Origin of the sequence: Streptomyces sp. NBC_00385 (assembly GCF_035917155.1) — a bacterium.
GTDB lineage: Bacteria > Actinomycetota > Actinomycetes > Streptomycetales > Streptomycetaceae > Streptomyces > Streptomyces poriferorum.
In genome coordinates, this window is record NZ_CP107951.1 from 2,457,683 (window position 1) to 2,482,569 (window position 24,887).

A 24,887-nucleotide genomic window follows, 5' to 3' on the forward strand; every position below is an offset into this window, starting at 1 on the left:
GACCCCTGAAAGGCCCGGTTCGGCGCCCGGTCCCCACCCGGCGCCTGTGGCTGTAGCTCGTTCGCAGCGCCATGACGGCAGGACCGTCTTTCTTACGCTACGACCCGTAGCGTAACTGGCCCCCACCTTCGATGCACAAGAGTGTTCGGTGATCTGTCTCACGGCGAACGGGGTCGGCCGGAACTAGCTACCGGCGGGTATGGTCGCGGGATGCTGAGCCGCAGCCACCCCAAACCCTCACGAACGGGACGTCCGCGCAGTGTCGCGGCCGACGAAGCCATCCTTGAGGCCACCAGAGCCTCGCTGGTCGACCTCGGCTGGTCGAAGCTGACGATGGGCGATGTGGCGACGCGCGCGGGGGTCGCCAAGACGACCCTGTACCGGCGCTGGGCGGGCAAGAACGAGCTGGTCGTGGACGCCGTCGCGGTGCTCTTCGACGAGCTGGAGCTGCCGGACCTGGGCAGTCTGTCCGCCGATGTGCAGGCAGTGGTGCTGCAGTTCGCCGCGCTGCTGGAGCGGCCGGAGACCCAGACCGCGCTGATGGCGGTGGTCGCGGAGTCGACGCGCGACGAGGCGCTGCGGACCCGGATCCGCGACTCGATCGTGAACCGGCAGAAGCGCCTCGTCCTCCAGGGCCGGCAGCGGGCGCAGGAGCGCGGCGAACTGCCCGTCGAGCAGGACGAGGCCACGGCGGCGCTGACCGCCGACCTGATCTTCGACGTGATCGCCGGTGCGGTGGTCCACCGGGCGCTGGTGAGCGCCGAGCCCGTCGACGAGGACTGGGCCCGGCGCTTCACGCTGCTGCTGCTCGCGGGACTGGGCGCGGCCGCGGCGGGGTAGCGGCAGGGCCTGCGGGTTACTGCTGCCAGGCGCAACTGCCCAGCGTGGCCTTGCCGGAGGCGACCAGCCGGTCCGCCTGCCTGGGTGCCATCAGCTTCGTACGGTCGCCCTGGCAGACGACCGTACGGTCCCCGTGCCCGGCCAGGTCCACCAGGATCTGGTCCCAGTGGCGGTACTGGACGTCATGGCCGGAGTCCGCGTACGTGCGCACCACCGGGGTGACCGGCAGCGCCTGCCGCCAGGTGGCGAGGGTGGCCGGCGGGACCGTGGTGTCCTTCTCGCCGCCGTAGAGGTAGACCGGGGCCTTCAGCTTCGACAGGTCGGGCCCGGGACGCTCGCAGTAGAGCCGCTGCTCGTGCACCTGTGGGGCCGGATCGGCCTTCTGGCCCCGCTGGTTGTACGTCCGGGCCCCCTCCTCGTACGCGGTGTCGGCGAAGCCCGGGATGGACTTGACGGCACTGTCGTCGGGGAAGGCCCACCAGGAGCGCGGATCGGCGATCGAGTCCTTGACCGCGTCGGCCAGCGCGTCGTCGCTCAGAGCGCAGTACGCGGGCTTCTCGCCGTACGGCGGGAGTGCGGCGGCGAGATGGAGGGCCTGGATGCGTCCCGGGGCGCGGGCGGCCAGCTCGGCGGCGTAGGGGCCGCCGCCGGAGATCGCGATCACCGAGACCTTGTCGACGCCGATTCTGTCCAGGACTTCGAGGGCGTCCTTGGCGAAGTCGGCCTTGCCCAGGGACTTGTCGTACTCGGTGTCCCCGAAGCCGTTGCGTTCCACGGAGATCAGACGCAGTCCGAGGTTCTCGCGGGTGGTGCGGAAGAAGTCCGTCATGTGCGCCGCCCGGGCGCTCGTGCCGGTGCCGCCGATGAAGAGGACCGGGGTGCCGCCCCGGCGGCCCTCGTCGATGTAGTGCGCGGTCCGGCCGGTGGAGAGCTCCGCCGCCTTCACATCCGGCCCGAGGGAGTCGAAGGTGTCCTGCACCCTCGGCTTCGGCGCCGGTGCGGCGCTGACCGCCGTCGATCCGCTGACCAGCAGCGTTCCGAGTACGGCGAGTGCGGCGCCGGCGGCTGCGGTGATTCTCCCGGACAGTCTCACGGTGTTCCTCCAGGGGTGGTGCGGGTATCGCGGCTGCGTCTACCCGGACCCCCGGAGGTGACACCTGTAACTACCAACTATCTGTCAGAAGCCGGGCGGCTCCGTGTAGGTGCCCCACTCGTCGCGCAGCACCCCGCAGATCTCGCCGAGGGTCGCCTCCGCGCGTACGGCGTCGAGCATCGGCGCGATCATGTTGGAGCCGTCACGGGCGGCGGCCAGCATCGCGTCCAGCGCCTTGGTCACCCTGACGTCGTCGCGGCCCTCCTTGCGGCCGGCGAGCTCGCGGACCTGCTCGCGCTCGACCTCGTGGCTGACGCGCAGGATCTCCAGGTCGCCGGTGACCGAGCCGTGGGCGACGTTGACGCCGACGACCCGCTTGTCGCCCTTCTCCAGGGACTGCTGGTACTGGAAGGCGGACTCGGCGATCTCGCCGGTGAACCAGCCGTCCTCGATACCGCGCAGGATGCCGGAGGTCATCGGGCCGATCGGATGCTGCCCGTCGGGGTGGGCGCGGGTGCCGCGCTCCCTGATCTGGTCGAAGATCTTCTCGGCTTCCGCCTCGATCCGGTCGGTGAGCTGTTCCACGTACCAGGAACCGCCCAGCGGGTCGGCCACGTTGGCGACGCCGGTCTCCTCCATCAGCACCTGCTGGGTGCGCAGCGCGATCTCGGCGGCCTGCGCGGAGGGAAGCGCGAGGGTCTCGTCGAGGGCGTTGGTGTGCAGGGAGTTGGTGCCGCCGAGGACGGCGGAGAGCGCCTCGACCGCGGTCCGTACGACGTTGTTGTACGGCTGCTGGGCGGTGAGCGAGACACCGGCGGTCTGGGTGTGGAAGCGGAGCCACTGCGCCTTGTCGGTCTTCGCGCCGTACGTCTCCTTCATCCAGCGGGCCCAGATCCGGCGGGCCGCGCGGAACTTGGCGATCTCCTCGAAGAAGTCGAGGTGCGCGTCGAAGAAGAAGGAGAGGCCGGGGGCGAAGGTGTCGACGTCGAGGCCGCGGGAGAGACCGAGCTCCACGTAGCCGAAGCCGTCGGCGAGGGTGTAGGCGAGCTCCTGCGCGGCCGTGGCCCCGGCCTCGCGGATGTGGTAGCCGGAGACGGAGAGCGGCTTGTAGGCGGGGATGTCGCGGGCGCAGTGCTCCATCAGGTCGCCGATGAGGCGCAGGTGGGGCTCGGGCTGGAAGAGCCACTCCTTCTGCGCGATGTACTCCTTGAAGATGTCCGTCTGCAGCGTGCCGTTGAGGACGGCCGGGTCGATGCCCTGGCGCTCGGCGGCGACCAGGTACATGCAGAAGACGGGCACGGCGGGGCCGCTGATCGTCATCGACGTCGTGACGTCGCCGAGCGGGATGTCCTTGAAGAGGACCTCCATGTCGGCGGCGGAGTCGATGGCCACTCCGCAGTGCCCGACCTCGCCGAGCGCGCGGGGGTCGTCGGAGTCCCGGCCCATGAGCGTCGGCATGTCGAACGCGACGCTCAGTCCGCCACCGCCCGCGGCGAGGATCATCTTGTAGCGCTCGTTGGTCTGCTCGGCGTTGCCGAAGCCGGCGAACTGGCGGATGGTCCAGGTGCGGCCGCGGTACCCGGTCGGGTGCAGGCCCCGGGTGAAGGGGTACTCGCCGGGCCAGCCGATCCGCTCGAAGCCCTCGTACGCGTCCCCGGGGCGGGGGCCGTACACGGGGTCGACCGGATCACCGGAGAGCGTGGTGAAGTCCGCGTCACGTTTGCGGGCCTTGTCGTAACGGGCCTGCCAGCGTTGGCGGCCTTCCTCGATCGCGTCAGCGTCCATACCCATCAATTTACTAGGACGTCCTAGTAAATGTCGATGACAAACCGCCCGGTGCTTCGCACGGGGCGGTTCGGGTGGGGCAGTCAGGCGTTCGCGGGGGCCGCGGGGGCCGCGTCCGCGAGCAGCGGCTCGACCTCGCGGACGACCTTGCGCTCGACGAAGAACGCGGCCGTCGGGATCGTGCCGGAGAGCAGCACCCAGGCCAGCTTGCCCATCGGCCACTTCGCCTTGGAGCCCAGGTCGAAGGCGAAGATCAGGTAGATGATGTACAGCACGCCGTGGATCTGGGAGACGACGAGGGTCAGGCCCTCGCCCTTGTCGAAGCCGTATTTGAAGATCATGCAGACGCAGAGGATCAGCAACATGACGGCGGTGACGTAAGCCATCACCCGATAGCGGGTCAGCACACTGCGTTTCATGCCATCGAGACTAACCGGCCGCCCGGGGCGATCTTGCAGCGGGCCCGGGGCCGGAACGGACCCTCTCAGATCTCCTCGAAGTCCTGGGCCGCGATGCGCAGCGGACGCAGCAGCGCGAAGATCTCCGCGCACTCCTCGGCGTCGTACACGCCGAGGCCGAACTCCATCGCGACCAGGTCCTGGGTCGCGGACTCGACGACCTCACGGCCCTTGTCGGTGATGGAGGCGAGCGTTCCGCGGCCGTCGTTCGGGTTGGGGCGCTTGTCGACGAGACCGGAGCGCACCAGTCGGTCCACGGTGTTCGTGACCGAGGTCGGGTGGACCATCAGACGCTCGCCGATCTTGGACATCGGCAGCTCGCCGGCCTTGGAGAAGGTGAGCAGCACCAGCGCCTCGTACCGCGCGAAGGTCAGTCCGTACGGTTTGACGACCGCGTCGACCTCGGCGAGCAGGATCTGCTGCGCCCGCATGATCGAGGTGATCGCCCCCATGGAGGGCACCGGGCCCCAGCGCTGCTGCCAGAGCTCGTCGGCGCGGGCGATGGGATCGAAGGGGAGACTGAGGGGCTTCGGCACGGCCACGACCTTACCCATGAGGAACTTTCCGCTGCGCCCCGTCTCGAACTTCGGTCCGAATCCCGAATGAGGTGGGGATACGAGAAGCCCCCGGCCGGCTTTTCGGCAGGGGGCTCCGGACGTGCGATGGGCGGCGTCAGTCCGCGAGGTAGCGCTCGACCGTCTCGACCTTGGAGGTCAGCCCGTCGGTGACACCCGGGCGGATGTCGGCCTTGAGCACGAGGGAGACCCGCCCGGCGCGCGCCTCAACGGCCGCGACGGCGCGCTTCACGACGTCCATCACTTCGTCCCACTCACCTTCCACGGAGGTGAACATGGCGTCCGTGCGGTTGGGCAGCCCCGACTCGCGGACCACCCGGACCGCGTCGGCGACGTACTCGCCGACGTCCTCGCCGACACCCAGCGGACTGACGGAGAAGGCGACGATCATGCGCTGACCGTGCCTTCACGGCGGGCCCGGGCGGCGATGACGCCGTCGGCCTCGTAGCGCTTCAGCACCTTGTCGCCGTACAGGCCGCCGAAGGGCAGTACGCAGAGCAGGAAGAAGAACGCGACGCGCTTGAGCGGCCACTTGGTCTTCCCCCAGACGTCCAGCAGCAGCACGACGTAGATCACGAAGAGCACGCCGTGCAGCATGCCGAGCGGCATCATCAGGAAGTCGATGTCGGAGACCCGGCTCAGCACCGAGCCGAAGAGGATCAGCGCCGGGAAGGAGAGCGCCTCGGGAATCGAGATGAGGCGCAGCCGGTGCAGGGCGGTAGCGGTCTTGATGTCCACGGGGGCACCTTCGGTGGGAGGACGGTGACAGCTTGTGAACGCAGGCACAAGCGGCACCCATTGTGGCATCGCCGCCCGGGGTCCCCGGCGGCGGGGGCGGCCCCGCACCGCTCGCTCCGCAAGAGATACGTCCCGATTGCGTCCGGGTCCGGTACCGGATGCGTATCAGGGGCGGTGCGGGGGGCCGGATCGTGACGCGGGCCCTGTTCCGGCGGCGGCCCCTGCCGCTACCTTCGCCGGGTGGCGATGTTCCGACTCCAAGGCAGCAAGACGCTCGCCGTCGACCTGACCGGCGACGCAGTCAAGGCGAAGAACGGCTCGATGGTCGCGTACGACGGCCGGATGACGTTCAAGAAGATGACCGGCGGGGGTGAGGGCCTGCGCGGCATGGTGACCCGCCGGCTGACCGGCGAGCAGATGGCCGTGATGGAGGTGACCGGGCAGGGCACCTGCTTCTTCGCCGACCGCGCGAGCGAGATCAGTCTCGTCTCGCTGCACGGCGACAAGCTGTACGTCGAAGCGAGCAACCTGCTCTGCACCGACGCCGGGCTGCGCACCGGCACCACCTTCACGGGGATGCGCGGCAGTGCGGCGGGCAACGGCCTGTTCACCACCACCGTCGAGGGAACCGGCCAGGCGGCGATCATGTCGGACGGCTCGGCCGTGGCCCTGCGGGTCTCCGCCCAGTACCCGCTCTTCGTCGACCCGGGCGCCTACATCGCCCACCAGGGCAACCTCCAGCAGCACTTCCAGTCCGGGGTGAACTTCCGGACACTGATGGGCGAGGGGTCGGGCGAGTCCTTCCAGATCCGGTTCGAGGGCGAGGGGCTCGTCTACGTCCAGCCCAGCGAGCGGAACACGATCGGGGGCAACGTCTGATGCCGTTCCGTGAGATCAACTCGAAGATGGTCGAGGCGACGGTGATCCCCGGCCAGAAGATGTTCAGCCAGCGCGGCGCGATGCTCGCCTACCGGGGCGAGGTGTCGTTCACGCCGAACATCCAGGGCGGCCAGGGCGGTGTGATGTCGATGATCGGCCGCCGGATGGCGAACGAGGCGACCCCGCTGATGACCGTCGAGGGGAACGGCACGGTGATGTTCGGCCACGGCGGCCACCACATCCAGGTGATCAACCTGACCGGCGACACCCTCTATGTGGAGGCCGACCGGCTGCTCGCCTTCGACGGGACGCTGCAGCAGGGCACGATGTTCATGGGCTCGCAGGGCGGCGTGATGGGGATGGTGCGCGGCCAGGTGAGCGGGCAGGGTCTGTTCACCACGACGCTGAAGGGGCACGGAGCGGTGGCGGTGATGGCGCACGGCGGGGTCATCGAGCTGCCGATCACGCCGGGCCGCGAGGTGCACGTGGATCCGCAGGCGTACGTCGCGCACCACGGCGACGTGACCAACAAGCTCTCCACCGCGCTGGGCTGGCGCGAGATGGTGGGGCGGGGTTCCGGCGAGGGGTTCCAGCTGGAGCTCAGCGGCAGTGGTGCGGTGTACGTCCAGGCGTCGGAGGAGAAGTTGTGAGCGGGCCCATGGTCTTCGACCCGATGTCGCTGCCGTCGGACGACAACGTCAACGCGTACACCTTCTGCGTGGAGCTCAAGGGGAGCCAGTGGTTCCTGCAGAAGGGCAAGATGATCGCCTACTACGGGCGGATCGAGTTCAACGGCATCGGGCACGGCCGCTTCCAGGGCCTGGTCCGTACGAGCTTCCACTCGCCGCTGCACGCGGCCGACTGGGTGGTGGCCGAGGGCAGCGGCAAGATGCTGCTCGCGGACCGGGCCTTCGATGTGAACTCGTACGACCTGGACGACGGGAACCTGACGATCCGGTCCGGCAACCTGCTCGCCTACCAGCCGACCCTGGCCCTGAAGCAGTCGATCGTGCCGGGCTTCCTGACGCTGATCGGTACGGGAAAGTTCGTCGCCGCGTCCAACGGCCCGGTGGTCTTCATGGAGCCGCCGCTGCGGGTCGACCCGCAGGCGCTGGTGGGGTGGGCGGACTGTCCCTCACCGTGCCACCACTACGACCACGGCTACATGACGGGCGTACTGGGCGGGCTGCGGGCGTTCACCGGGATCGGGGGCGCCTCGGGCGAGGAGCACCAGTTCGAGTTCGTGGGTGCCGGTACGGTACTGCTCCAGTCCAGCGAGACGCTGATGGCCGAACAGCCGACGGGGGCCGTGCCGCACCAGGCGGGGGTTCCGGGCGGGGGTCAACCTGGATCCGGCCCCCGCAGGCCAGGTCAGCGGGGGGACTTCCAACATCACTTCGGTTTGTGAGCGGTAGTCTGCGGAGTGTGACGTCGAACGTCTGCGCCCTGCCTGTGAGCAGGTGCCGGGCATCACACACCCTCACTTCGTCCGGCTTTCAACTTCTTAGGTAGAATCCATACATGGAGACCGAGACGGCCACCCGCTGGCTGAGCGACGCGGAGCAGTGCGCCTGGCGCACCCACCTGGACGTCGGCAGACTGCTGACGCACCAACTGGAGAAGGACCTCCAGCCGTTCGGCCTGACCATGAACGACTACGAGATCCTCGTCAATCTTTCGGAGTCCGACGACCAGCGCATGCGGATGAGCGACCTCGCCGGTGCCACGCTGCAGTCCAAGAGCAGACTCTCGCACCAGATCACTCGCATGGAGAGCGCGGGCCTGGTCCGCCGGGAGAACTGCGAGTCCGACCGCCGGGGGCTGTACGCGGTCCTCACCGAGACCGGCGCCGAGACGATGCGCAAGGTCGCGCCGCACCACGTGGAGTCGGTCCGCAAGCACTTCATGGACCTCCTGACACCGGAGGCCCTGGAGCAGCTGCACGCGGCCCTGACCCCGGTCGCCGACCATCTGCGCGGGCGGCGCGGCAAGCTCTGACCCACCGGGGTTCAGCGGGCGTCCGGCAGCCACAGCACGAACCGGGCGCCCCGCTCCCCCGCACCCGTCACGGTCAGCCGGCCCCCGTGCCGCACGGCCACATCGCGGGCGAGGGCCAGGCCCAGTCCCGCACCGCCCTCGTCACGGGTGCGGGCGTCGTCGAGGCGGACGAAGCGTTCGAAGATCCGCTCACGTTCCGCCTCGGGAACCCCGTCCCCGTCGTCGGAGACCTCGACGACCACACCGCCGCCCTCCGCGCGCACGGCGACCGCCACCGCGTGGCGGGCGTGCCGCTCGGCGTTGTCCAGCAGATTGCCGACCACCCGGGCCAGCTGCGTACGGGAACCGGTGACCTCCAGACCCCCGGCCTCCTCCGCAACGGACACCGTCACCGGGATCCGGTCACCGGTGCGCTGCGAGACCTCCTCACGCACCAGCGCGCCGAGCTCCAGCAGGGCCGTGCCCGGCCGCTCCCCCGCGTCCAGCCGGGCCAGCAGCAGCAGATCGGCGGCCAGCGCCTGGAGCCGTACGGTGTCGGCGACCGCGCCCGTCACGTCCAGCAGCTCCGGGTGCGCGGCGCCCACCTCCAGCTGGGTGCGGAGCGACGCGATCGGGCTGCGCAGTTCGTGCGAGGCGTCGGCCACGAAGCGCCGCTGCCGCTCGACGGAGGCCTCCAGAGCGGTGAGCGTCTCGTTCGTCGTACGGGCCAGGCGGGCGATCTCGTCGTGCGAACCGGGCTCCGGCACCCGCCTGCTCAGGTCCTCGGACGCGGTGATCACGGCCATCTCGCGCCGGATGCCCTCGACGGGGCGCAGCGCCCGCCGCGTCACCAGCCAGGTCACACCGGCGACGACGAGGAGCACGACGGGCAGTCCGCTCAGCATCGCGCCGCGCACGCTGCCGACGGCCCGCTGCTCGGCGGCGAGCGGGGCGCCCGCGTGCACGGTCAGGGTCAGCCCGGCCGCGTTCGTGGCCTCGACGGAGGCGAAGCGGTAGTCGGCGCGGTCGCCGTCGACCGTGGCGGTGCCGTTGGCGAAGTCCGGGTCGTCGTTGGAGACCTCACGGCGGGCGGGGTCGGGGCCGTCCGTCCCGTCGTCATCGTCGTTCTCGTCTCCGTCGCCCCCGTCGTCCTCGACGGCGGCCGAGGGCGAGGGCGCGGGCGTGACCCGGTCCGTGCCGGTGCCGGAGATCGCCTCCAGGTCCTTGGAGACGGCCACCACCCGGCCGTCCTCGTCGGTCACCTGGACGGGGTGGTCCTCCTCGTCGCCCATCTCCAGCCGGTCGTACGGCACTCCCAGGGCCAGCTGCCCCGCGACCTCCCGGGCCGCGACCTCGGCCTGGAGCCCGGCCTGGTCGGTGAGGTTGGCGCGCAGGACCAGGAGGACGGCGAGCCCGGCGACGGCCAGTGCGAGCGCGACCACCACGGTGGCGCCGAGCGCGGCCCTGGCCCGTACGGACCTCACAGCGCCTCCAGCCGGTAGCCGGCGCCGCGCATCGTGCGGATGGACGCCGTGCCGAGCTTGCGGCGCAGGGTGCTGACGTAGACCTCGACGATGTTCGGGTCGCCGTCGTAGGCGAAGTCCCAGACGTGCTCCAGGATCTCCGCCTTGCTCACCACCTGCCCGGCCCGCAGCACGAGCTGTTCCAGCACGGCGAACTCCTTCGCGGTGAGGGCGATCTCCTCCTCGCCGCGGTGGACCCGGCGGGCCGCGGTGTCCATGCGCAGGGAGCCGACCGTGACCACCGGGGAGCCGGCCACCGCCCGTCGGCGCAGCAGCGCCCGGACCCGGGCGACCAGCACCACGTAGCTGAACGGCTTGGTCAGGTAGTCGTCGGCCCCGGTGTCGAGCCCCTCCGCCTCGTCGTACTCCCCGTCCTTCGCGGTCAGCATGAGGATGGGCACCTCATGGCCCGCGGCGCGCAGGGCGGCACAGACCCGGTAGCCGTTCATGCCCGGCAGCATGATGTCGAGGACGACGAGGTCGTAGGCACCGTCGGAGGCCCGGTGCAGCCCTTCGAGGCCGTCGTGGACCACGTCCACGGCGAACCCTTCGGCGGTGAGCCCCCGGGCCAGGGAGATCGCCAGCCGCTTCTCGTCCTCCACGATCAACAGGCGCATGTGCACAGCGTCGCAAACGGAAGCTGAAGAAGGCTTCAGGTGGCTTCAGGCTGCGTTCAGCATCGCCCCGGCAGTGTGGACCGCATCGCAACGGACCCATCCGATCGGGGAGGAAACCCTCATGAAGCGAAAGATCGTCATCGCCGCCGTCACCACGGCCGTACTCGTCGGCGGCACAGCTGCGGCAGCCGTGGCCATCGCGGACGACAACGACGGCCGTGCCGCCGGCAGCAGTACGGCCCGTGTCTCCGCCGGCGAGGCGGCCGCGTCCGCCGTCCGGGCCGTCCCGGGCAGCGTGACCGAGGCGGAGCTCGACGGCGAGGACGGCGCTCCGGTCTGGGAGCTGGACGTGTACGGCTCGGACAAGGTCTGGCACGACGTGACGGTGGACGCGGGCAACGGCAAGGTGCTCGCGGAGCACACGTCCGACGACCGCGACCGCCACGCCCCGCGGTCGGCCCCCGTCACGCTCGACGCGGCGGCCGCCGCCGCACTGAACACGACGCCGGGCACGGTGACCTCGGTCGAGCTGGACGGTCACGAGGGCAAGGCGGTGCGCTGGGAGGTCGACGTCCGGGGCAAGGAAGGCAGGGCCCACGAGCTGAACGTGGACGCGAAGTCGGGAGCGGTCACGGTCGATCGCTCGGACGACGGGCACGACACCCACGACGGGCGTGACTCCGACGACGGCGACGACGACTGAGGCCGTTCCGCCGGCGCCGTTCCCCGGTGCCGGTGCGGCCGCACGCCGCACCGGCACCGGGGAACAGTCCGGTCAGGCCTCCCCGGTGAGCCCCGCCACCAGTTCGTCCGCCGCCGCGTACGGATCGAGGCGGCCGGCCACGATGCGTGCGGCGAGGGCGTCCAGACGGCGGTCGCCGTGCAGGTCCCCGATGCGTTCGCGGAGCCGGGTGACGGCGATCGTCTCGACCTCGCGGGCGGCCCGGGCGGTGCGCCGCTCGGCCAGGACGCCGTGCTCCTCCATCCACGCCCGGTGCTTCTCCAGCGCCTCGACGACCTCGTCGATGCCCTCGTCCCGGGCGGCGACCGTCTTCACGATCGGCGGTCGCCAGTCGCCGGGACCGCGGGACTCCCCGAGGCCCAGCATGTGGTTGAGCTCGCGGGCGGTGGCGTCGGCGCCGTCCCGGTCGGCCTTGTTCACCACGTACACGTCACCGATCTCCAGGATTCCGGCCTTCGCCGCCTGGATGCCGTCGCCCATGCCCGGGGCGAGGAGGACGACGGAGGTGTCGGCCTGGGAGGCGATCTCCACCTCCGACTGGCCGACACCGACGGTCTCCACCAGGATCACGTCGAAGCCCGCCGCGTCCAGCACCCGGATCGCCTGCGGGGCCGACCAGGCGAGACCGCCCAGATGACCGCGCGTGGCCATGGAACGGATGTAGACGCCCGGGTCCGAGGCATGGTCCGACATCCGGATCCGGTCCCCGAGGAGCGCGCCGCCGGAGAACGGCGACGACGGGTCGACGGCGAGCACGGCGACCCGCTTGCCCTGCCGCCGGTAGGCGGAGACGAGCGCCGATGTCGATGTCGACTTGCCGACACCCGGGGATCCGGTCAGGCCGACGACGCAGGCGTTCCCCGCCAGGGGTGCCAGCGCCGCCATCACCTCGCGCAGTTGCGGCGACGCCCCCTCCACCAGGGAGATGAGCCGGGCCACGGCCCGTGGCCTGCCCTCCCGTGCCTGCTCGACCAGGGTGGGGACGTCCACCTTCACGCTCGGCCTCCTCGCTCGCTCGTACCGACTACTTGCCCGGTACGCGGATGATCAACGCATCGCCCTGGCCGCCGCCGCCGCACAGCGCCGCCGCACCGGTGCCGCCGCCGCGCCGCTTGAGCTCCAGCGCCAGGTGCAGCACCACACGGGCGCCGGACATCCCGATGGGGTGGCCGAGCGCGATGGCGCCGCCGTTGACGTTGACCTTCTCCGAGGTGACGCCGAGGTCCTTCATGGACTGGACGGCGACGGCCGCGAACGCCTCGTTGATCTCGATCAGGTCGAGGTCCTCGACGCCGATGCCCTCCTTCTTGAGGGCGTGGCGGATGGCACTCGACGGCTGCGACTGGAGCGAGTTGTCGGGACCGGCCACGTTGCCGTGGGCGCCGATCTCGGCGATCCAGTCCAGGCCCAGCGCCTCGGCCTTGGCCTTGCTCATGACGACGACGGCCGCGGCGCCGTCGGAGATCTGCGAGGAGGTACCGGCCGTGATCGTGCCGTCCTTCGCGAAGGCGGGACGCAGCTTGCCGAGGGACTCGACGGTCGTCTCGGCGCGGATGCCCTCGTCCTTGGAGAAGAGGACCGGGTCGCCCTTGCGCTGCGGGATCTCGACCGGGGTGATCTCGGCCTCGAAGAGACCGTTCTTCTGCGCCGCGGCGGCGCGCTGGTGGGACAGGGCGCCGATCTCGTCCTGGGCCGCACGCGCCAGGCCGAGACGGGTGTTGTGCTTCTCGGTGGACTCGCCCATCGGAATGTTCTCGTAGGCGTCGGTCAGACCGTCGTACGCCATCGAGTCGAGCATCTCGATGGCGCCGTACTTGTGGCCCTCGCGGGACTTCGGGAGCAGGTGCGGGGCGTTCGTCATGGACTCCTGGCCGCCGGCCACGACCACGTCGAACTCACCGGCGCGGATCAGCTGGTCGGCCAGGGCGATGGCGTCGAGCCCGGAGAGACACACCTTGTTGACGGTGAGCGCGGGGACGCTCAAAGGGATGCCGGCCTTGACCGCTGCCTGGCGTGCCGGGATCTGCCCTGCCCCGGCCTGCAGCACCTGGCCCATGATCACGTACTCGACCTGGTCGCCGCCGATGCCGGCCCGGTCCAGCGCCGCCTTGATGGCGAAGCCGCCGAGGTCGGCTCCGGAGAAGCTCTTGAGGGAGCCGAGGAGGCGGCCCATGGGCGTTCGGGCGCCCGCGACGATCACCGAAGTGGTACCGGTCGTTCCTGACATGAGGCACAGCCCCTTGGAATAGGAGTGAACGAGGGTTTACATGAATGTACTGAGCAGTACCCCGCCCGTCATCCGGCAGCGGGTGTGATCGCGCGCACGTTGCGTAACCATCCTCCGGGCGCTGCACTGGTTCCATGCTGACGCGAATCGACCACATCGGGATCGCCTGTTTCGACCTCGACAAGACCGTCGAGTTCTACCGCTCGACCTACGGGTTCGAGGTGTACCACTCCGAGATCAACGAGGAGCAGGGCGTACGGGAGGCCATGCTCAAGATCAACGAGACGTCCGACGGCGGCGCCTCGTACCTCCAGCTGCTGGAACCGACCCGCGAGGACTCCGCCGTGGGCAAATGGCTGGCCAAGAATGGTGAGGGCGTGCACCACATCGCCTTCGGTACGGCGGACGTGGACGCGGAGGCCGCGGACATCCGGGAGAAGGGGGTCAGGGTGCTGTACGACGAGCCCAGGACGGGTTCGATGGGGTCCCGGATCACCTTCCTGCACCCCAAGGACTGCCACGGTGTGCTGACCGAACTGGTCACGTCCCGGACGGAGCACTGACCCCGGCTGATCCAGCGGGAGCCGGACAACAGCTTCTCAGGGATACCCGGCCCGGTAGAGTGGGCTGTTCCGGGCCGGGGCCGGGTCGGGGCCGCGCCGCGTCCCCAGCCGTTGATCTGTCACCATTCCCCGGGGGACCGTTCGCCGGCGAACGGTACTCGTTTGGAGTTTGCGACCAGGGGACGGATGGGACCGCGCAGTGCGGGGCTACGAACGCCAGGAGAGCCACCGAGCTGAAGACGACCATCTCTCGCGGTTCGAAGCCGAGATGGACCGGCTGAAGACCGACCGGGAGAAGGCCGTCCAGCACGCCGAGGACCTCGGTTACCAGGTCGAGGTCTTGCGTGCCAAGCTGCACGAGGCCCGACGCAGTCTGGCGACCCGTCCCGCCTACGACAGCGCGGACATCGGTTACCAGGCGGAGCAGCTGCTCCGTAACGCCCAGATCCAGGCCGACCAGCTGCGCAACGACGCCGAGCGCGAGCTGCGCGACGCCCGTGCGCAGACGCAGCGGATCCTTCAGGAGCACGCCGAGCACCAGGCGCGGCTCCAGGCCGAACTGCACAACGAGGCCGTGCAGCGCCGCCAGCAGCTCGACCAGGAGCTGGCGGAGCGCCGCCAGACCGTCGAGTCCCATGTCAACGAGAACGTGGCGTGGGCCGAGCAGCTGCGTGCCCGGACCGAGTCCCAGGCCCGCCGGCTGCTGGAGGAGTCGCGTTCCGAGGCCGAGCAGGCGCTGGGCGCCGCCCGTGCCGAGGCTTCCCGGCTGGCCGAGGAGACGCGTCAGCGCCTGGGCTCCGAGGCCGAGTCCGCCCGCTCCGAGGCCGAGTCGATCCTGCTGCGCGCCCGCAAGGACGCCGAGCGGCTTCTCAACGCCGCCTCCAGCCAGGCGCAGGAGGCCACCACCCACGCCGAGCAGTTGCGTACGTCGACGACGGCGGAGACCGAGCAGACGCGGCAGCAGACCACCGAGCTGAACCGGGCCGCCGAGCAGCGCATGCAGGAGGCCGAGACGCAGCTGCGCGAGGCCCGCGTCGAGGCCGAGAAGGTGCTGTCCGAGGCGAAGGAGGCCGCGGTCAAGCGGCTGGCCGGCGCCGAGTCGCAGAACGAGCAGCGCACCCGTACCGCCAAGTCGGAGATCGCCCGGCTGGTCGGCGAGGCCACCAAGGACGCCGAGTCCCTCAAGGCGGAGGCCGAGCAGGCGCTCGCCGACGCCCGGGCCGAGGCGGACCGGCTCCGTTCCGAGGCGGCCGACACCGCGCGCACCGCCGCGGCCGAGGACGCCGCGGCCCAGCTCGCCAAGGCGGCCCGCGCCGCCGAGGAGGTGCTGACCAAGGCGTCCGACGACGCGAAGTCGACCACCAGGGCGGCGAGCGAGGAGGCCGACCGGATCCGCCGTGAGGCGGAGGCCGAGGCGGACCGGCTGCGCGGCGAGGCCGCCGAGCAGGCCGACCAGCTCAAGGGCGCGGCCAAGGACGACACCAAGGAGTACCGGGCCAAGACGGTCGAGCTCCAGGAGGAGGCGCGCCGGCTGCGCGGCGAGGCCGAGCAGCTGCGTTCCGAAGCGGTCGCCGAGGGCGAGCGGATCCGCGGCGAGGCCCGTCGCGAGGCCCTCCAGCAGATCGAGGAGGGCGCGAAGACCGCCGAGGAACTGCTGGCCAAGGCGAAGGCGGACGCGGAGGAGCTGCGCGGCGCCGCGGGCACCGAGAGCGAGCGCGTCCGCAGCGAGGCCACCGAGCGGGCGGCGGCGCTGCGCAAGCAGGCGGAGGAGGCCCTGGACCGGGCCCGCGCCGAGGCCGAGCAGCTGCGTACCGAGGCCGAGGAGCAGGCGGAGTCGACGACGGCCGCGGCCGAGCAGGCGGCGGCGGAGCTGCGCGAGGAGACCGAGCGCGCGGTCGCGGCCCGGCAGGCAGAGGCGGCCGACGAGCTGACCCGGCTGCACAGCGAGGCCGAGGCCCGGGTCACCACCGCCGAGCAGACGCTGGGCGAGGCGCGTACCGACGCGGAGCGGATCCGGCGCGAGACGAACGAGGAGTCCGAGCGGCTGCGCGCGGAGGCCGCCGAGCGGCTGCGCACGCTGCAGGAGCAGTCCGAGGCCGAGGCACAGCGGCTGCGCGACGAGGCCGCGGCCGATGCCGCACAGTCCCGTGCGGAGGGCGAGTCCGTCGCCGTACGGCTGCGCGGCGAGGCGGCCGCCGAGGCCGAGCGGCTGAAGACCGAGGCGCAGGAGAGTGCCGACCGGGTGCGGTCGGAGGCCGCGGCCGCCGCCGAACGTGTGGGCACGGAGGCCGCCGAGGCGCTGGCCGCCGCCCAGGAGGAGGCCAACCGGCGCCGTCGCGAGGCCGAGGAGACCCTCGACGCGGCACGTACCGAGGCCAACCAGGAGCGCGAACGGGCCCGCGCGCAGAGCGAGGAACTCCTGGCGTCGGCCCGCAAGCGGGTCGAAGAGGCGCAGGCCGAGGCCCAGCGCCTGGTCGAGGAGGCGGACGCGCGGGCGACCGAGATGGTCGCCGCGGCCGAGCAGACCGCCCAGCAGGTACGGGATTCGGTCAACGGGCTCCAGGAGCAGGCCGAGGCGGAGATCGCCGGGCTGCGCTCCACCGCCGAGCACGTCGCGGAGCGGACGAAGTCCGAGGCGCAGGAGGAGGCGGACCGGGTCCGTTCCGACGCGTACGCGGAGCGGGAGCGGGCCGGCGAGGACGCCGCCCGGGTGCGCCGGGTGGCGCAGGAGGAGACCGACGCCGCGAAGGCGATGGCCGAGCGGACGGTGTCCGAGGCGATCACGGAGTCGGAGAAGCTGCGGGCCGACACCGCGGAGTACAGCCAGCGGATGCGTACCGAGGCGTCCGACGCCCTGGCCTCGGCCGAGCAGGACGCGTCGCGCAGCCGGGCCGAGGCCCGCGAGGACGCCAACCGGATGCGGTCCCAGGCCGCGGAGCAGGCCGACAGCCTGGTGACCGAGGCCACGGGCGAGGCCGAGCGGCTGCGCGCCGAGGCGACGCAGCAGGCGGCCCGGCTCGGTGACGAGGCGGCGGGCGAGGCGGAGCGGCTGCGGGCGGAGGCGGCGGCGACCGTCGGTTCCGCGCAGGAGCACGCGGCCCGTACCCGCGAGGAGTCGGAGCGGCTGCGGGGCGACGCCGAGGCAGCGGCCGAGCAGATGCGTGCCGAGGCGCGCCAGGAGGCGGACCGGCTGCTGGACGAGGCGCGCGAATCGGCCTCGAAGCGGCGTGCGGACGCGGCCGAGCAGGCCGACCAGCTGATCAACAAGGCCCAGGAGGAGGCGCTGCGCGCTGCCACCGAGGCCGAGGAGCAGGCCGACACGATGGTCGGGGCGGCCCGCAAGGAGGCCGTGCGGATCACCTCCGAGGCGACGGTCGAGGGCAACTCCCTGGTGGAGCGGGCCCGGACGGACGCGGACGAGCTGCTGGTCGGCGCGCGGCGGGACGCCACGCAGATCCGGGAGCGGGCCGAGGAGCTCAGGAACCGGGTGGAGGCCGAGGTCCAGGAGCTGCACGACCGTGCGCGGCGGGAGACGGCCGAGCAGGTCAAGACGGTCGGCGAGCGCGTCGACAACCTGATGAAGGCCGCGACCGAGCAGCGCGAGGAAGCCGCCGCGAAGGCCAAGGAACTGCTGTCCGACGCCAACTCCGAGGCGAGCAAGGTCCGTATCGCCGCCGTGAAGCGGGCCGAGTCGCTGCTCAAGGAGGCCGAGCAGAAGAAGGCCAGCCTGGTGCGCGAGGCCGAGAAGCTGCGGGCCGACGCCGAGGCCGAGGCCAAGCGGACGGTGGACGAGGGCCGGCGCGAGCTCGATGTCCTGGTGCGCCGGCGCGCGGACATCAACACGGAGATCTCCCGTGTCCAGGATGTCCTGGAGGCGTTGGAGTCTTTCGAGACCCCCGGGGCGGGCGGTAAGGGCGCGGGTGCCGGTCCGCCGGGCGGTGTCAAGGCCACGGCGGCGGCGGGCACTCGTGCGGGTGGCAAGCAGTCGGATGGGTAGCCACCCGGTGCTCTTCCGTGGTTCGGCAAGGACGTTCAGCCCTCCGAGTGGCAAGGGTTACGGGGGTTAGCCACTCAAAAGGGGTGTCATTCTCCAGATCAAACGGGCATCCGCTCGATGACACGCCGTTCTGGCCCCTAGGATTCCCCCTATCACCTCACCGGTCTCACTTCGACAGGAACCCCATGAGTGACCCTTCCTCCCCCTTCGGCTTCGAGCTCGTGCGGCGTGGTTACGACCGCGGTCAGGTGGATGACCGCATTACCAAGCTCGTCGCCGACCGTGATAGTGCTCTCGCCCGCATCACGTCTCTGGAAAAGCGCATCGAGGAGCTCCACCTCGAAACGCAGAACGCCCAGGCCCAGGTGAACGACGCCGAGCCGTCGTACGCGGGTCTCGGCGCGCGTGTGGAGAAGATCCTCCGCCTTGCCGAGGAGGAGGCCAAGGACCTGCGTGAGGAGGCCCGTCGCGCCGCCGAGCAGCACCGTGAGCTCGCGGAGTCCGCCGCCCAGCAGGTGCGCAACGACGCCGAGACCTTCGCCGCCGAGCGCAAGGCCAAGGCCGAGGACGACGGCGTCCGCATCGTCGAGAAGGCCCAGGGTGAGGCCACCACGCTGCGCTCGGACGCGCAGAAGGACGCGGCCCAGAAGCGTGAGGAGGCCGACGCACTCTTCGAGGAGACCCGTGCCAAGGCCGCCCAGGCCGCCGCGGACTTCGAGACCAACCTGGCCAAGCGCCGCGACCAGTCGGAGCGCGACCTCGCGTCCCGTCAGGCCAAGGCCGAGAAGCGTCTGGCCGAGATCGAGCACCGCGCCGAGCAGCTCCGCCTGGAGGCCGAGAAGCTCCGCACGGACGCCGAGCGCCGCGCCCGTCAGACGGTGGAGACCGCTCAGCGCCAGGCCGAGGACATCGTGGCCGACGCCAACGCGAAGGCCGACCGGATCCGCAGCGAGTCGGAGCGCGAGCTGGCGGCGCTCACCAACCGCCGCGACTCGATCAACGCGCAGCTGACCAACGTCCGCGAGATGCTGGCGACGCTGACGGGTGCCGCGGTGGCAGCCGCCGGCTCGCCCGCCGACGAGGAGCCCGCCACCCGCGGTGTCCCGGCGCAGCAGACCCGCTGATCACCTGCTCGGCCCAGCCCTTGCGCGCCCGGTTCCGCCTTTGTGGTGGCGCCGGGCGCGCGGCCGTTCTAGCGTGAACGCATGATCGAGCTTGATGGCCTCACCAAGCGCTTCGGCAACAAGGTTGCCGTCGACCAGTTGTCGTGCCGGATCAGTCCGGGGATGGTGACGGGTTTTCTGGGACCCAACGGGGCGGGCAAGTCCACCACGATGCGGATGATGCTCGATCTCGACAACCCCACCAGCGGATCGGTGCGCATCGACGGCAAGCACTACCGCGATCTGTCGGAGCCCCTGAAGTACATCGGTGCGCTCCTGGACGCCAAATCGATGCACGGCGGCCGCAGCGCCTACAACAACCTCCTCTGCCTCGCCCAGAGCAACCGGATTCCGGAGAGCCGGGTGGCGGAGGTTCTCGACACCGTCGGCCTGACCGCGGTGGCGAAGAAGAAATCCAAGGGCTTCTCCCTCGGTATGGGCCAGCGGCTGGGAATCGCGTCGGCACTGCTCGGTGATCCCGAGATTCTGATGTTCGACGAACCCGTCAATGGTCTGGACCCCGAGGGAATTCACTGGATCCGCAATCTGATGAAAGCGCTGGCCGCGGAAGGCCGGACGATCTTCGTCTCCTCCCATCTGATGAGCGAAATGGCGCTGACCGCGGACCATCTGATCGTGATCGGTCAGGGCCGGCTGCTCGCCGACACCTCGATGGCCGACTTCATCCATCAGAACTCCCGCAGTTATGTGCGGCTGCGCTCCCCGCAGCAGGAGCGGCTGCGGGACGTCCTGCACGCGGAGGGAATCGTCGCGGTCGAGTCGGGCAACGGCACGCTGGAGATCGACGGCGCCACCACCGAGGCCCTGGGCGAGCTCGCCGCCCGGCACACGATCGTGCTGCACGAGCTGAGCTCCCAGCGGGCCTCTCTGGAGGAGGCGTTCATGCAGATGACGGCGGACTCGGTGGAGTACCACGCGCACTCGGAGCGCGGGGCCGCGCCGCCGCCGGTGGGGCCGCACTGGGGCGACCAGTGGAACCAGCCGCCCGGCTCCGCCCCGGGGGCTCCCGGCGGTTCCGGCACCGGAACGGGGGTGTGACGGCGATGGCATCGGTACCCGCGGTCCTGACCTCCGAATGGACCAAGATCCGTACGGTCTCCTCGACGACCTGGACGCTGATCGCCGCGTTCGCCGTCACCGTCGCGATGAGCGCCGCGCTCTGCGCGGTGATGAACTCCCAGTTCGACGACCTCTCCGACGCGGAGCGGGCGACGTTCGACCCCACGTTCATCAGCTTCTCCGGGATGATTCTCGGCCAGCTGGCGATGGTCGTCTTCGGTGTCCTGGTGGTCGGCACGGAGTACAGCTCCGGCATGATCCGCACCTCGCTCGCGGCGGTGCCGCAGCGTGCCACCTTCCTCTTCAGCAAGATGCTGGTCGCCGGTGTGCTGGCCCTGGTGGTCGGGATGGTGACCAGCTTCGTCTCGTTCTTCCTCGGCCAGGCCCTGCTCGGTGACCACAGCATCGGCATCGGCGAGGACAACGTGCTGCGGGCGGTCTTCGGCGCCGGTCTCTACATGGGACTGATCGCGGTCTTCTCCATGGGCGTGGCGGCGATGCTGCGCAGTTCCATGCTGTCGCTCGGCATCCTGATGCCGTTCTTCTTCCTGGTCTCGCAGATCCTGTCGGCCGTCCCGGGCGCCAAGAGCGTCGCCCAGTACTTCCCCGACCAGGCCGGTTCCAAGATCATGCAGGTGGTGCCCGACGCGATGAACAGCGATCCGGCACCGTACGGGCCGTGGGCCGGGCTGCTGATCATGGTGGCGTGGGTGGCGGCCTCGGTGATCGGCGGTTTCCTCGTACTCAAGAAGCGCGACGCCTGACCGGGTGCCGTGGGCCCCGGTCCACGGCACCCGGAAGCGACTCGCCCCGGTATCGGCTTGGCCGGAACCGTCAGCGCCTGGATATCCTCCTCACTCATACGGGGGGCGTACGGCCGACGGCCTGTGCCCCGACGACAGATAAGTCGATGGGCTGGAGCATGATCGAGGCAGTCGGCCTGACCAAGCGCTATGGCGCGAAGACGGCCGTGTACAACCTTTCCTTCCAGGTGCGGCCCGGCGCCGTCACCGGGTTCCTCGGCCCCAACGGGTCGGGGAAGTCGACCACGATGCGGATGATTCTCGGCCTGGACCGGCCGACGGAGGGCCGTGCGACCATCGGCGGCCATGAGTTCCGCGATCTGCCGAACGCCCCGCGTCAGGTGGGTGCCCTGCTCGACGCCAAGGCCGTGCACGGCGGCCGCAGCGCCCGCAGCCACCTGCTCTCGCTCGCCCAGCTCGCCGGCATCCCGGCCGCCCGGGTCGACGAGGTGCTGGGTGTCGTCGGCCTCCAGCAGGTGGCGTCGAAGCGGTCCAAGGGCTTCTCGCTGGGCATGGGGCAGCGCCTGGGCATCGCGGCCGCGCTGCTGGGCGACCCGCAGGTGCTGCTCTTCGACGAGCCGGTCAACGGTCTCGATCCGGAGGGCATCCTCTGGGTCCGTAACCTGATGAAGATGCTGGCGTCCGAGGGCCGCACGGTCTTCGTCTCCAGCCATCTGATGAGCGAGATGGCCCTCACCGCCGACCATCTGATCGTGATCGGCCGCGGTCAGCTCATGGCCGACATGAGCATCACGGACTTCATCTCGGCCAACTCGGCCGATTTCGCCCGGGTCCGCGTACCCGACGACGGACCCGAGCAGCGCGAGAAGCTCACCGCCACGCTCACCGAGGCGGGCGGCCAGGTCATGTCGGAGCCGGACGGGGCCCTGCGGATCACCGGGCTCCGGCTGCCGCGGATCAGTGATCTGGCCCATGAGGCGGACGTCCGGCTGTGGGAGCTCTCGCCGCACCAGGCCTCACTGGAGGAGGCGTACATGCGGATGACGCAGGGCGCCGTGGACTTCCGCTCGACGGCCGACCAGGTGGCTCATCTGCAGGCACCGCCGACCGCCGGATACGGACCGCAGCAGACGTACGCCCCGCCGCAGAGCGCCCCCGAGGTGCCGCAGCAGGGCTGGTACGCCCCGCCGCCGCCCGGCCTGAACCCGTACGCGGACGCACCGGCCCCCGCGGTCCCGGCGGCCGCCCCGGCCGCTCCTGCGGCCCCCGCCGCCCCTCCCGCTCCCGCCCCGGCAGCGCCCGCGGGACCCTCCGCAGATCTGACCAAGAGCGACATCAGCGAGGACTCCCGATGACGACGCCGCCCACGCCGCCGACGCCGCAGGCGCCGTACCAGCAGCAGGCGTACCAGCAGCCCTTCGCCCCCCAGCAGCACGGGCAGGGCGCGCAGGCCGGCTACTACACCTCCCCGATCCCGGTGCGCCCTGCCACCCTCGGTGACGCGATCGCCTCGGAATGGACCAAGATCCGGTCCGTACGCTCCACGATGTGGACGCTCGGCGTCATGATCGTGCTGGTGTTCGGCATCGGGGTGCTCTCGGCGTTCGCCGTCAGCGTCTCCGACTCCGACTCCGACATGGGCTCCACCCCGGTCCTCAGCCTCGGCTTCTTCGGCGTGCTCCTGGGGTCGATCTGTGTGATCACGCTCGGCGTCATGACCATCGCGTCGGAGTACGGCACCGGCATGATCCGTACGACGCTGACGGCCTGCCCGAGCCGGGCCCGGGTGCTCAGCGCGAAGGCGATCGTCTTCTTCCTGCTCACCTTCGTACTGACGACCGTGATGACCACGATCGTCGCCCTGATCCAGACAGCCATGCTGGACGCCGCGGCCCCCAGCGGGAAGGAATGGCTGAGCGCGACGGTCGGCGTCGGTCTCTACATGGCCACGCTGGGGCTGCTCTCGCTGGCGGTCGGCGCGCTGATCCGGCACTCGGCCGGCGCGATCACCCTCATGATCGGCCTGGTGCTGCTGCCGCTCGTACTGGCCATCTTCATGCTCGCCGACTCCCTCACGTCGATCCGTGAGTGGCTCCTGGAGTACTCGATCCCCAACCAGCTCAGCATCTTCTACGACAACTCGGTCGCGACGTCCGGGCCGTCCGGTTGGGAACCGCTGTGGCTCATGCTCGGCGTGACCGCCGTGGCCCTGGGCGGTGCCTATCTGGCGATGAACAACCGCGACGTCTGACGCCGGCGGCCCGCTCTCAGTACCGAGGCGCGTTCCTGGACCGCTGCACCCGCGTGGTGCGGCGGTCCTTCGCGTTCCAGCACGCCTTGTGCCAGTGCCTGCGGTCGTCGATCCCGCCGTATTCGGACCAGACCACCAGGTGCGGGAGGCCCGAGGGGATCTCCTGGTCGCAGCCGGGGCACCGGTAGCGCTTGCCCGCCGCGCTCGCGCCGCTCACCGGGCGGACCGACCACTCCTCGCCCTGCCACTCCTCCGAGCGCCCTCCGCCGCCGTACCGGTCCCCCTCCGCGCTCGCGCTGTCGGTGGGACTCTCGCCGCCTCGGGGGCGGTTACGGCGCGGGGACACGTGACACCTCACGGGGCAGGGCTGGGCAGTTCCCGTCCAGCGTAGGGCCATTCGGCGGGGGCATACGTCTCGCACCGCCCGGGACGGGACGGGTAACCGGAAAATCGCAACAACTTCCCGTCGGACCGTGCCTTTGGCACGTGTCAGACGTTGTTGCCAGTAGGGGAGAGCCGCGTCGGCCGCAAGGAGGTATCTGGCGATGCGTGTGGGAACGTTCGTACTGGCAGCCCAGTTTCCGGGGCAGGGGCCGGGTGAAGCGCTGCATCGCGCGATCCGGTCCGCCGAGGTCGCGGAGGAGTCCGGCCTCGACTCGGTCTGGCTGGCCGAACATCATTTCGTGCCGTACGGGGTGTGTCCGTCCGCTGTCACGCTGGCCGCGCTGCTGCTCGGCCGCACGCGCAGAATCCGCGTCGGTACGGCGGTGAGCGTGCTGCCGACCCAGCATCCGGTCGCGCTCGGCGAGCAGGCCGCGCTGCTGCACCTCACCAGTGGCGGCCGGTTCACCCTCGGCGTGGGCCGGGGCGGGCCGTGGATCGACCTGGAGGTGTTCGGCGGCGGCCTGGAGGCGTACGAGAACGGCTTCCCCGAGTCCCTGGGGCTGCTGCTCGACTGGCTGCGCGAGGCAAGGGTGGCGGGACGCGGGGAGCGCTACGGTTTCCGCGAGGTGGCGGTGGTCCCCCGGGCCGACGAGCTGCTCGACGCGGAGAGCGGGGAGAGCCCCGGAGGGCCTGAGGTGATCGTCGCGTGCACCTCGCCGAAGAGCGTGGAACTCGCCGCCGAAAACGGCTTGCCGATGCTGCTCGGGATGCACTGCGGCGACGAGGAGAAGGCCGAGATGGTCGCCCTCTGGCGCTCCTGCGCGCTCGCCGCGGGCCGTTCGCCGGAGAGCGTACGGCAGGCGGGGCACGTGTCCGCGGGCGTGGCCCAGATCGCGGACCGCGCCGACGACGCCCGGGAGACGCTCGTGAAGGCGATGCCGGGCTGGCTGCGGCAGGGACTGGGCGCCCATGTGACGGTGGACGGCCGGCACCGGGTGATGCGCGACCCGGTCGGCTACACGGAGCTGCTGTGCGGACTTCATCCGGTGGGCCCGCCCCGGCTCGCGGCCGACCGCCTCGCGGCCACGGCGGAGCGCACGGGCATCACCCGCTTCGCGCTCCTGGTGGAGGGTTCCGGAGATCTCGTGGCCACGGAGGAGAACGTAGCGCGGCTGGGCACCGAGGTGCTGCCACTCCTCGAATGACCCACACCCATGGGTTTCACGGTGTA

Annotated in this window: 25 protein-coding genes; 14 read left to right on the forward strand and 11 right to left on the reverse strand. The window is 70.9% G+C overall.

From position 1 onward, the window contains the following. Positions 1-210 precede the first annotated feature (210 nt). Complete coding sequence (locus tag OG959_RS10520; RefSeq protein WP_326657905.1) at positions 211-840, forward strand: TetR/AcrR family transcriptional regulator; 630 nt, start codon at positions 211-213, stop codon at positions 838-840. A 16-nt stretch (positions 841-856) separates the two neighbouring features. On the opposite strand, the gene OG959_RS10525 is transcribed toward OG959_RS10520, so the two are convergent. The 6 genes from OG959_RS10525 to OG959_RS10550 all read right to left on the reverse strand — a co-directional run bounded on the left by OG959_RS10525 (position 857) and on the right by OG959_RS10550 (position 5,489). Next, positions 857-1,933 carry an alpha/beta fold hydrolase gene (locus OG959_RS10525; protein ID WP_326657906.1) on the reverse strand — a complete coding sequence of 359 codons (1,077 nt, stop codon included), beginning with the start codon at positions 1,931-1,933 and terminating at the stop codon, positions 857-859. 84 nt (positions 1,934-2,017) lie between these two features. Continuing rightward, positions 2,018-3,718 (reverse strand): acyl-CoA mutase large subunit family protein, encoded by a 1,701-nt coding sequence (locus OG959_RS10530; protein ID WP_326657907.1) that lies wholly within the window; start codon positions 3,716-3,718, stop codon positions 2,018-2,020. Between the two features lie 83 nt (positions 3,719-3,801). Beyond that, complete coding sequence (locus OG959_RS10535; protein ID WP_148020772.1) at positions 3,802-4,137, reverse strand: DUF3817 domain-containing protein; 336 nt, start codon at positions 4,135-4,137, stop codon at positions 3,802-3,804. 65 nt (positions 4,138-4,202) lie between these two features. Continuing rightward, entirely contained in the window at positions 4,203-4,712 is a 510-nt protein-coding gene (locus tag OG959_RS10540) for a MarR family winged helix-turn-helix transcriptional regulator (protein WP_148020771.1), read from the reverse strand. Positions 4,713-4,848: 136 nt separating this feature from the next. Further along, the gene (locus OG959_RS10545) at positions 4,849-5,142 is read right to left on the reverse strand and encodes an MTH1187 family thiamine-binding protein (protein WP_014048385.1); all 294 of its coding nucleotides are present in this window, start codon (positions 5,140-5,142) and stop codon (positions 4,849-4,851) included. Then, positions 5,139-5,489 carry a DUF3817 domain-containing protein gene (locus OG959_RS10550; protein ID WP_326657908.1) on the reverse strand — a complete coding sequence of 117 codons (351 nt, stop codon included), beginning with the start codon at positions 5,487-5,489 and terminating at the stop codon, positions 5,139-5,141. Before OG959_RS10550 ends, OG959_RS10545 begins: the two co-directional genes overlap by 4 nt. Before the next feature lie 246 nt (positions 5,490-5,735). Between OG959_RS10550 and OG959_RS10555 the strand changes: the two genes are divergently transcribed. From OG959_RS10555 to OG959_RS10570, 4 genes are all read left to right on the forward strand, one after another. Then, positions 5,736-6,368, forward strand: coding sequence for an AIM24 family protein (locus OG959_RS10555; protein WP_326666317.1), 633 nt, complete (start codon positions 5,736-5,738; stop codon positions 6,366-6,368). Further along, complete coding sequence (locus OG959_RS10560) at positions 6,368-7,018, forward strand: AIM24 family protein (RefSeq protein ID WP_326657909.1); 651 nt, start codon at positions 6,368-6,370, stop codon at positions 7,016-7,018. Before OG959_RS10555 ends, OG959_RS10560 begins: the two co-directional genes overlap by 1 nt. Then, a complete protein-coding gene (locus tag OG959_RS10565; protein WP_326657910.1) occupies positions 7,015-7,776 on the forward strand; it encodes an AIM24 family protein in 762 nt (253 codons plus the stop codon). Before OG959_RS10560 ends, OG959_RS10565 begins: the two co-directional genes overlap by 4 nt. A gap of 113 nt (positions 7,777-7,889) precedes the next feature. Beyond that, a complete protein-coding gene (locus OG959_RS10570; RefSeq protein WP_326657911.1) occupies positions 7,890-8,366 on the forward strand; it encodes a MarR family winged helix-turn-helix transcriptional regulator in 477 nt (158 codons plus the stop codon). Between the two features lie 11 nt (positions 8,367-8,377). Here the strand turns inward: OG959_RS10570 and OG959_RS10575 are convergent, their stop codons facing one another. After that, a complete protein-coding gene (locus OG959_RS10575; RefSeq protein WP_326657912.1) occupies positions 8,378-9,829 on the reverse strand; it encodes a sensor histidine kinase in 1,452 nt (483 codons plus the stop codon). Next, on the reverse strand, positions 9,826-10,485 hold the full coding sequence (locus tag OG959_RS10580) for a response regulator transcription factor (RefSeq protein WP_326657913.1): 660 nt from the start codon (positions 10,483-10,485) through the stop codon (positions 9,826-9,828). The genes OG959_RS10575 and OG959_RS10580 overlap by 4 nt, the downstream gene beginning before the upstream one ends. A 121-nt stretch (positions 10,486-10,606) precedes the next feature. On the opposite strand from OG959_RS10580, the gene OG959_RS10585 reads away from it, so the two are divergent. Continuing rightward, complete coding sequence (locus OG959_RS10585) at positions 10,607-11,188, forward strand: PepSY domain-containing protein (RefSeq protein WP_326657914.1); 582 nt, start codon at positions 10,607-10,609, stop codon at positions 11,186-11,188. 72 nt (positions 11,189-11,260) lie between these two features. Here the strand turns inward: OG959_RS10585 and meaB are convergent, their stop codons facing one another. Both meaB and OG959_RS10595 read right to left on the reverse strand, forming a co-directional pair. Then, on the reverse strand, positions 11,261-12,223 hold the full coding sequence (gene meaB, locus OG959_RS10590; RefSeq protein WP_326657915.1) for a methylmalonyl Co-A mutase-associated GTPase MeaB: 963 nt from the start codon (positions 12,221-12,223) through the stop codon (positions 11,261-11,263). A 28-nt stretch (positions 12,224-12,251) separates the two neighbouring features. Then, positions 12,252-13,454 (reverse strand): acetyl-CoA C-acetyltransferase, encoded by a 1,203-nt coding sequence (locus OG959_RS10595; protein ID WP_326657916.1) that lies wholly within the window; start codon positions 13,452-13,454, stop codon positions 12,252-12,254. A 134-nt stretch (positions 13,455-13,588) separates the two neighbouring features. On the opposite strand from OG959_RS10595, the gene mce reads away from it, so the two are divergent. The 7 genes from mce (at position 13,589) to OG959_RS10630 (ending at position 23,272) form a co-directional block, all read left to right on the forward strand. Then, positions 13,589-14,017, forward strand: coding sequence for a methylmalonyl-CoA epimerase (gene mce / locus OG959_RS10600; protein ID WP_326657917.1), 429 nt, complete (start codon positions 13,589-13,591; stop codon positions 14,015-14,017). 199 nt (positions 14,018-14,216) lie between these two features. Further along, positions 14,217-18,014 (forward strand): polarized growth protein Scy, encoded by a 3,798-nt coding sequence (gene scy / locus OG959_RS10605; protein ID WP_326657918.1) that lies wholly within the window; start codon positions 14,217-14,219, stop codon positions 18,012-18,014. A 185-nt stretch (positions 18,015-18,199) separates the two neighbouring features. Further along, positions 18,200-19,138 carry a cellulose-binding protein gene (locus tag OG959_RS10610; RefSeq protein WP_326657919.1) on the forward strand — a complete coding sequence of 313 codons (939 nt, stop codon included), beginning with the start codon at positions 18,200-18,202 and terminating at the stop codon, positions 19,136-19,138. Positions 19,139-19,219: 81 nt separating this feature from the next. Continuing rightward, on the forward strand, positions 19,220-20,236 hold the full coding sequence (locus OG959_RS10615) for an ATP-binding cassette domain-containing protein (protein ID WP_326657920.1): 1,017 nt from the start codon (positions 19,220-19,222) through the stop codon (positions 20,234-20,236). Between the two features lie 5 nt (positions 20,237-20,241). Next, positions 20,242-21,021: an ABC transporter permease subunit gene (locus tag OG959_RS10620; protein WP_326657921.1), complete on the forward strand. Its 780-nt coding sequence runs from the start codon at positions 20,242-20,244 to the stop codon at positions 21,019-21,021. A 158-nt stretch (positions 21,022-21,179) separates the two neighbouring features. Next, a complete protein-coding gene (locus OG959_RS10625) occupies positions 21,180-22,376 on the forward strand; it encodes an ABC transporter ATP-binding protein (protein ID WP_326657922.1) in 1,197 nt (398 codons plus the stop codon). Then, positions 22,373-23,272 (forward strand): ABC transporter permease, encoded by a 900-nt coding sequence (locus tag OG959_RS10630; RefSeq protein WP_326657923.1) that lies wholly within the window; start codon positions 22,373-22,375, stop codon positions 23,270-23,272. The genes OG959_RS10625 and OG959_RS10630 overlap by 4 nt, the downstream gene beginning before the upstream one ends. 16 nt (positions 23,273-23,288) lie before the next feature. Here the strand turns inward: OG959_RS10630 and OG959_RS10635 are convergent, their stop codons facing one another. Then, positions 23,289-23,618 carry an ATP/GTP-binding protein gene (locus OG959_RS10635; RefSeq protein ID WP_326657924.1) on the reverse strand — a complete coding sequence of 110 codons (330 nt, stop codon included), beginning with the start codon at positions 23,616-23,618 and terminating at the stop codon, positions 23,289-23,291. A gap of 199 nt (positions 23,619-23,817) precedes the next feature. On the opposite strand from OG959_RS10635, the gene OG959_RS10640 reads away from it, so the two are divergent. After that, positions 23,818-24,861 carry an LLM class flavin-dependent oxidoreductase gene (locus OG959_RS10640; protein ID WP_326657925.1) on the forward strand — a complete coding sequence of 348 codons (1,044 nt, stop codon included), beginning with the start codon at positions 23,818-23,820 and terminating at the stop codon, positions 24,859-24,861. The last annotated feature ends 26 nt before the right edge of the window (positions 24,862-24,887 follow it).

Bases quoted from the DNA above. Each gene is read 5' to 3' on its own strand.
- OG959_RS10620 (WP_326657921.1), top strand. From the start codon at position 20,242: ATGGCATCGGTACCCGCGGTCCTGACCTCCGAATGGACCAAGATCCGT.
- OG959_RS10555 (WP_326666317.1), top strand. From the start codon at position 5,736: ATGTTCCGACTCCAAGGCAGCAAGACGCTCGCCGTCGACCTGACCGGC.
- OG959_RS10530 (WP_326657907.1), bottom strand. From the start codon at position 3,718: ATGGACGCTGACGCGATCGAGGAAGGCCGCCAACGCTGGCAGGCCCGT.
- OG959_RS10585 (WP_326657914.1), top strand. From the start codon at position 10,607: ATGAAGCGAAAGATCGTCATCGCCGCCGTCACCACGGCCGTACTCGTC.
- OG959_RS10580 (WP_326657913.1), bottom strand. From the start codon at position 10,485: ATGCGCCTGTTGATCGTGGAGGACGAGAAGCGGCTGGCGATCTCCCTG.
- OG959_RS10535 (WP_148020772.1), bottom strand. From the start codon at position 4,137: ATGAAACGCAGTGTGCTGACCCGCTATCGGGTGATGGCTTACGTCACC.
- OG959_RS10570 (WP_326657911.1), top strand. From the start codon at position 7,890: ATGGAGACCGAGACGGCCACCCGCTGGCTGAGCGACGCGGAGCAGTGC.
- OG959_RS10615 (WP_326657920.1), top strand. From the start codon at position 19,220: ATGATCGAGCTTGATGGCCTCACCAAGCGCTTCGGCAACAAGGTTGCC.
- mce (WP_326657917.1), top strand. From the start codon at position 13,589: ATGCTGACGCGAATCGACCACATCGGGATCGCCTGTTTCGACCTCGAC.
- OG959_RS10610 (WP_326657919.1), top strand. From the start codon at position 18,200: ATGAGTGACCCTTCCTCCCCCTTCGGCTTCGAGCTCGTGCGGCGTGGT.
- OG959_RS10625 (WP_326657922.1), top strand. From the start codon at position 21,180: ATGATCGAGGCAGTCGGCCTGACCAAGCGCTATGGCGCGAAGACGGCC.
- OG959_RS10560 (WP_326657909.1), top strand. From the start codon at position 6,368: ATGCCGTTCCGTGAGATCAACTCGAAGATGGTCGAGGCGACGGTGATC.
- OG959_RS10630 (WP_326657923.1), top strand. From the start codon at position 22,373: ATGACGACGCCGCCCACGCCGCCGACGCCGCAGGCGCCGTACCAGCAG.
- OG959_RS10545 (WP_014048385.1), bottom strand. From the start codon at position 5,142: ATGATCGTCGCCTTCTCCGTCAGTCCGCTGGGTGTCGGCGAGGACGTC.
- OG959_RS10595 (WP_326657916.1), bottom strand. From the start codon at position 13,454: ATGTCAGGAACGACCGGTACCACTTCGGTGATCGTCGCGGGCGCCCGA.
- OG959_RS10640 (WP_326657925.1), top strand. From the start codon at position 23,818: ATGCGTGTGGGAACGTTCGTACTGGCAGCCCAGTTTCCGGGGCAGGGG.
- OG959_RS10520 (WP_326657905.1), top strand. From the start codon at position 211: ATGCTGAGCCGCAGCCACCCCAAACCCTCACGAACGGGACGTCCGCGC.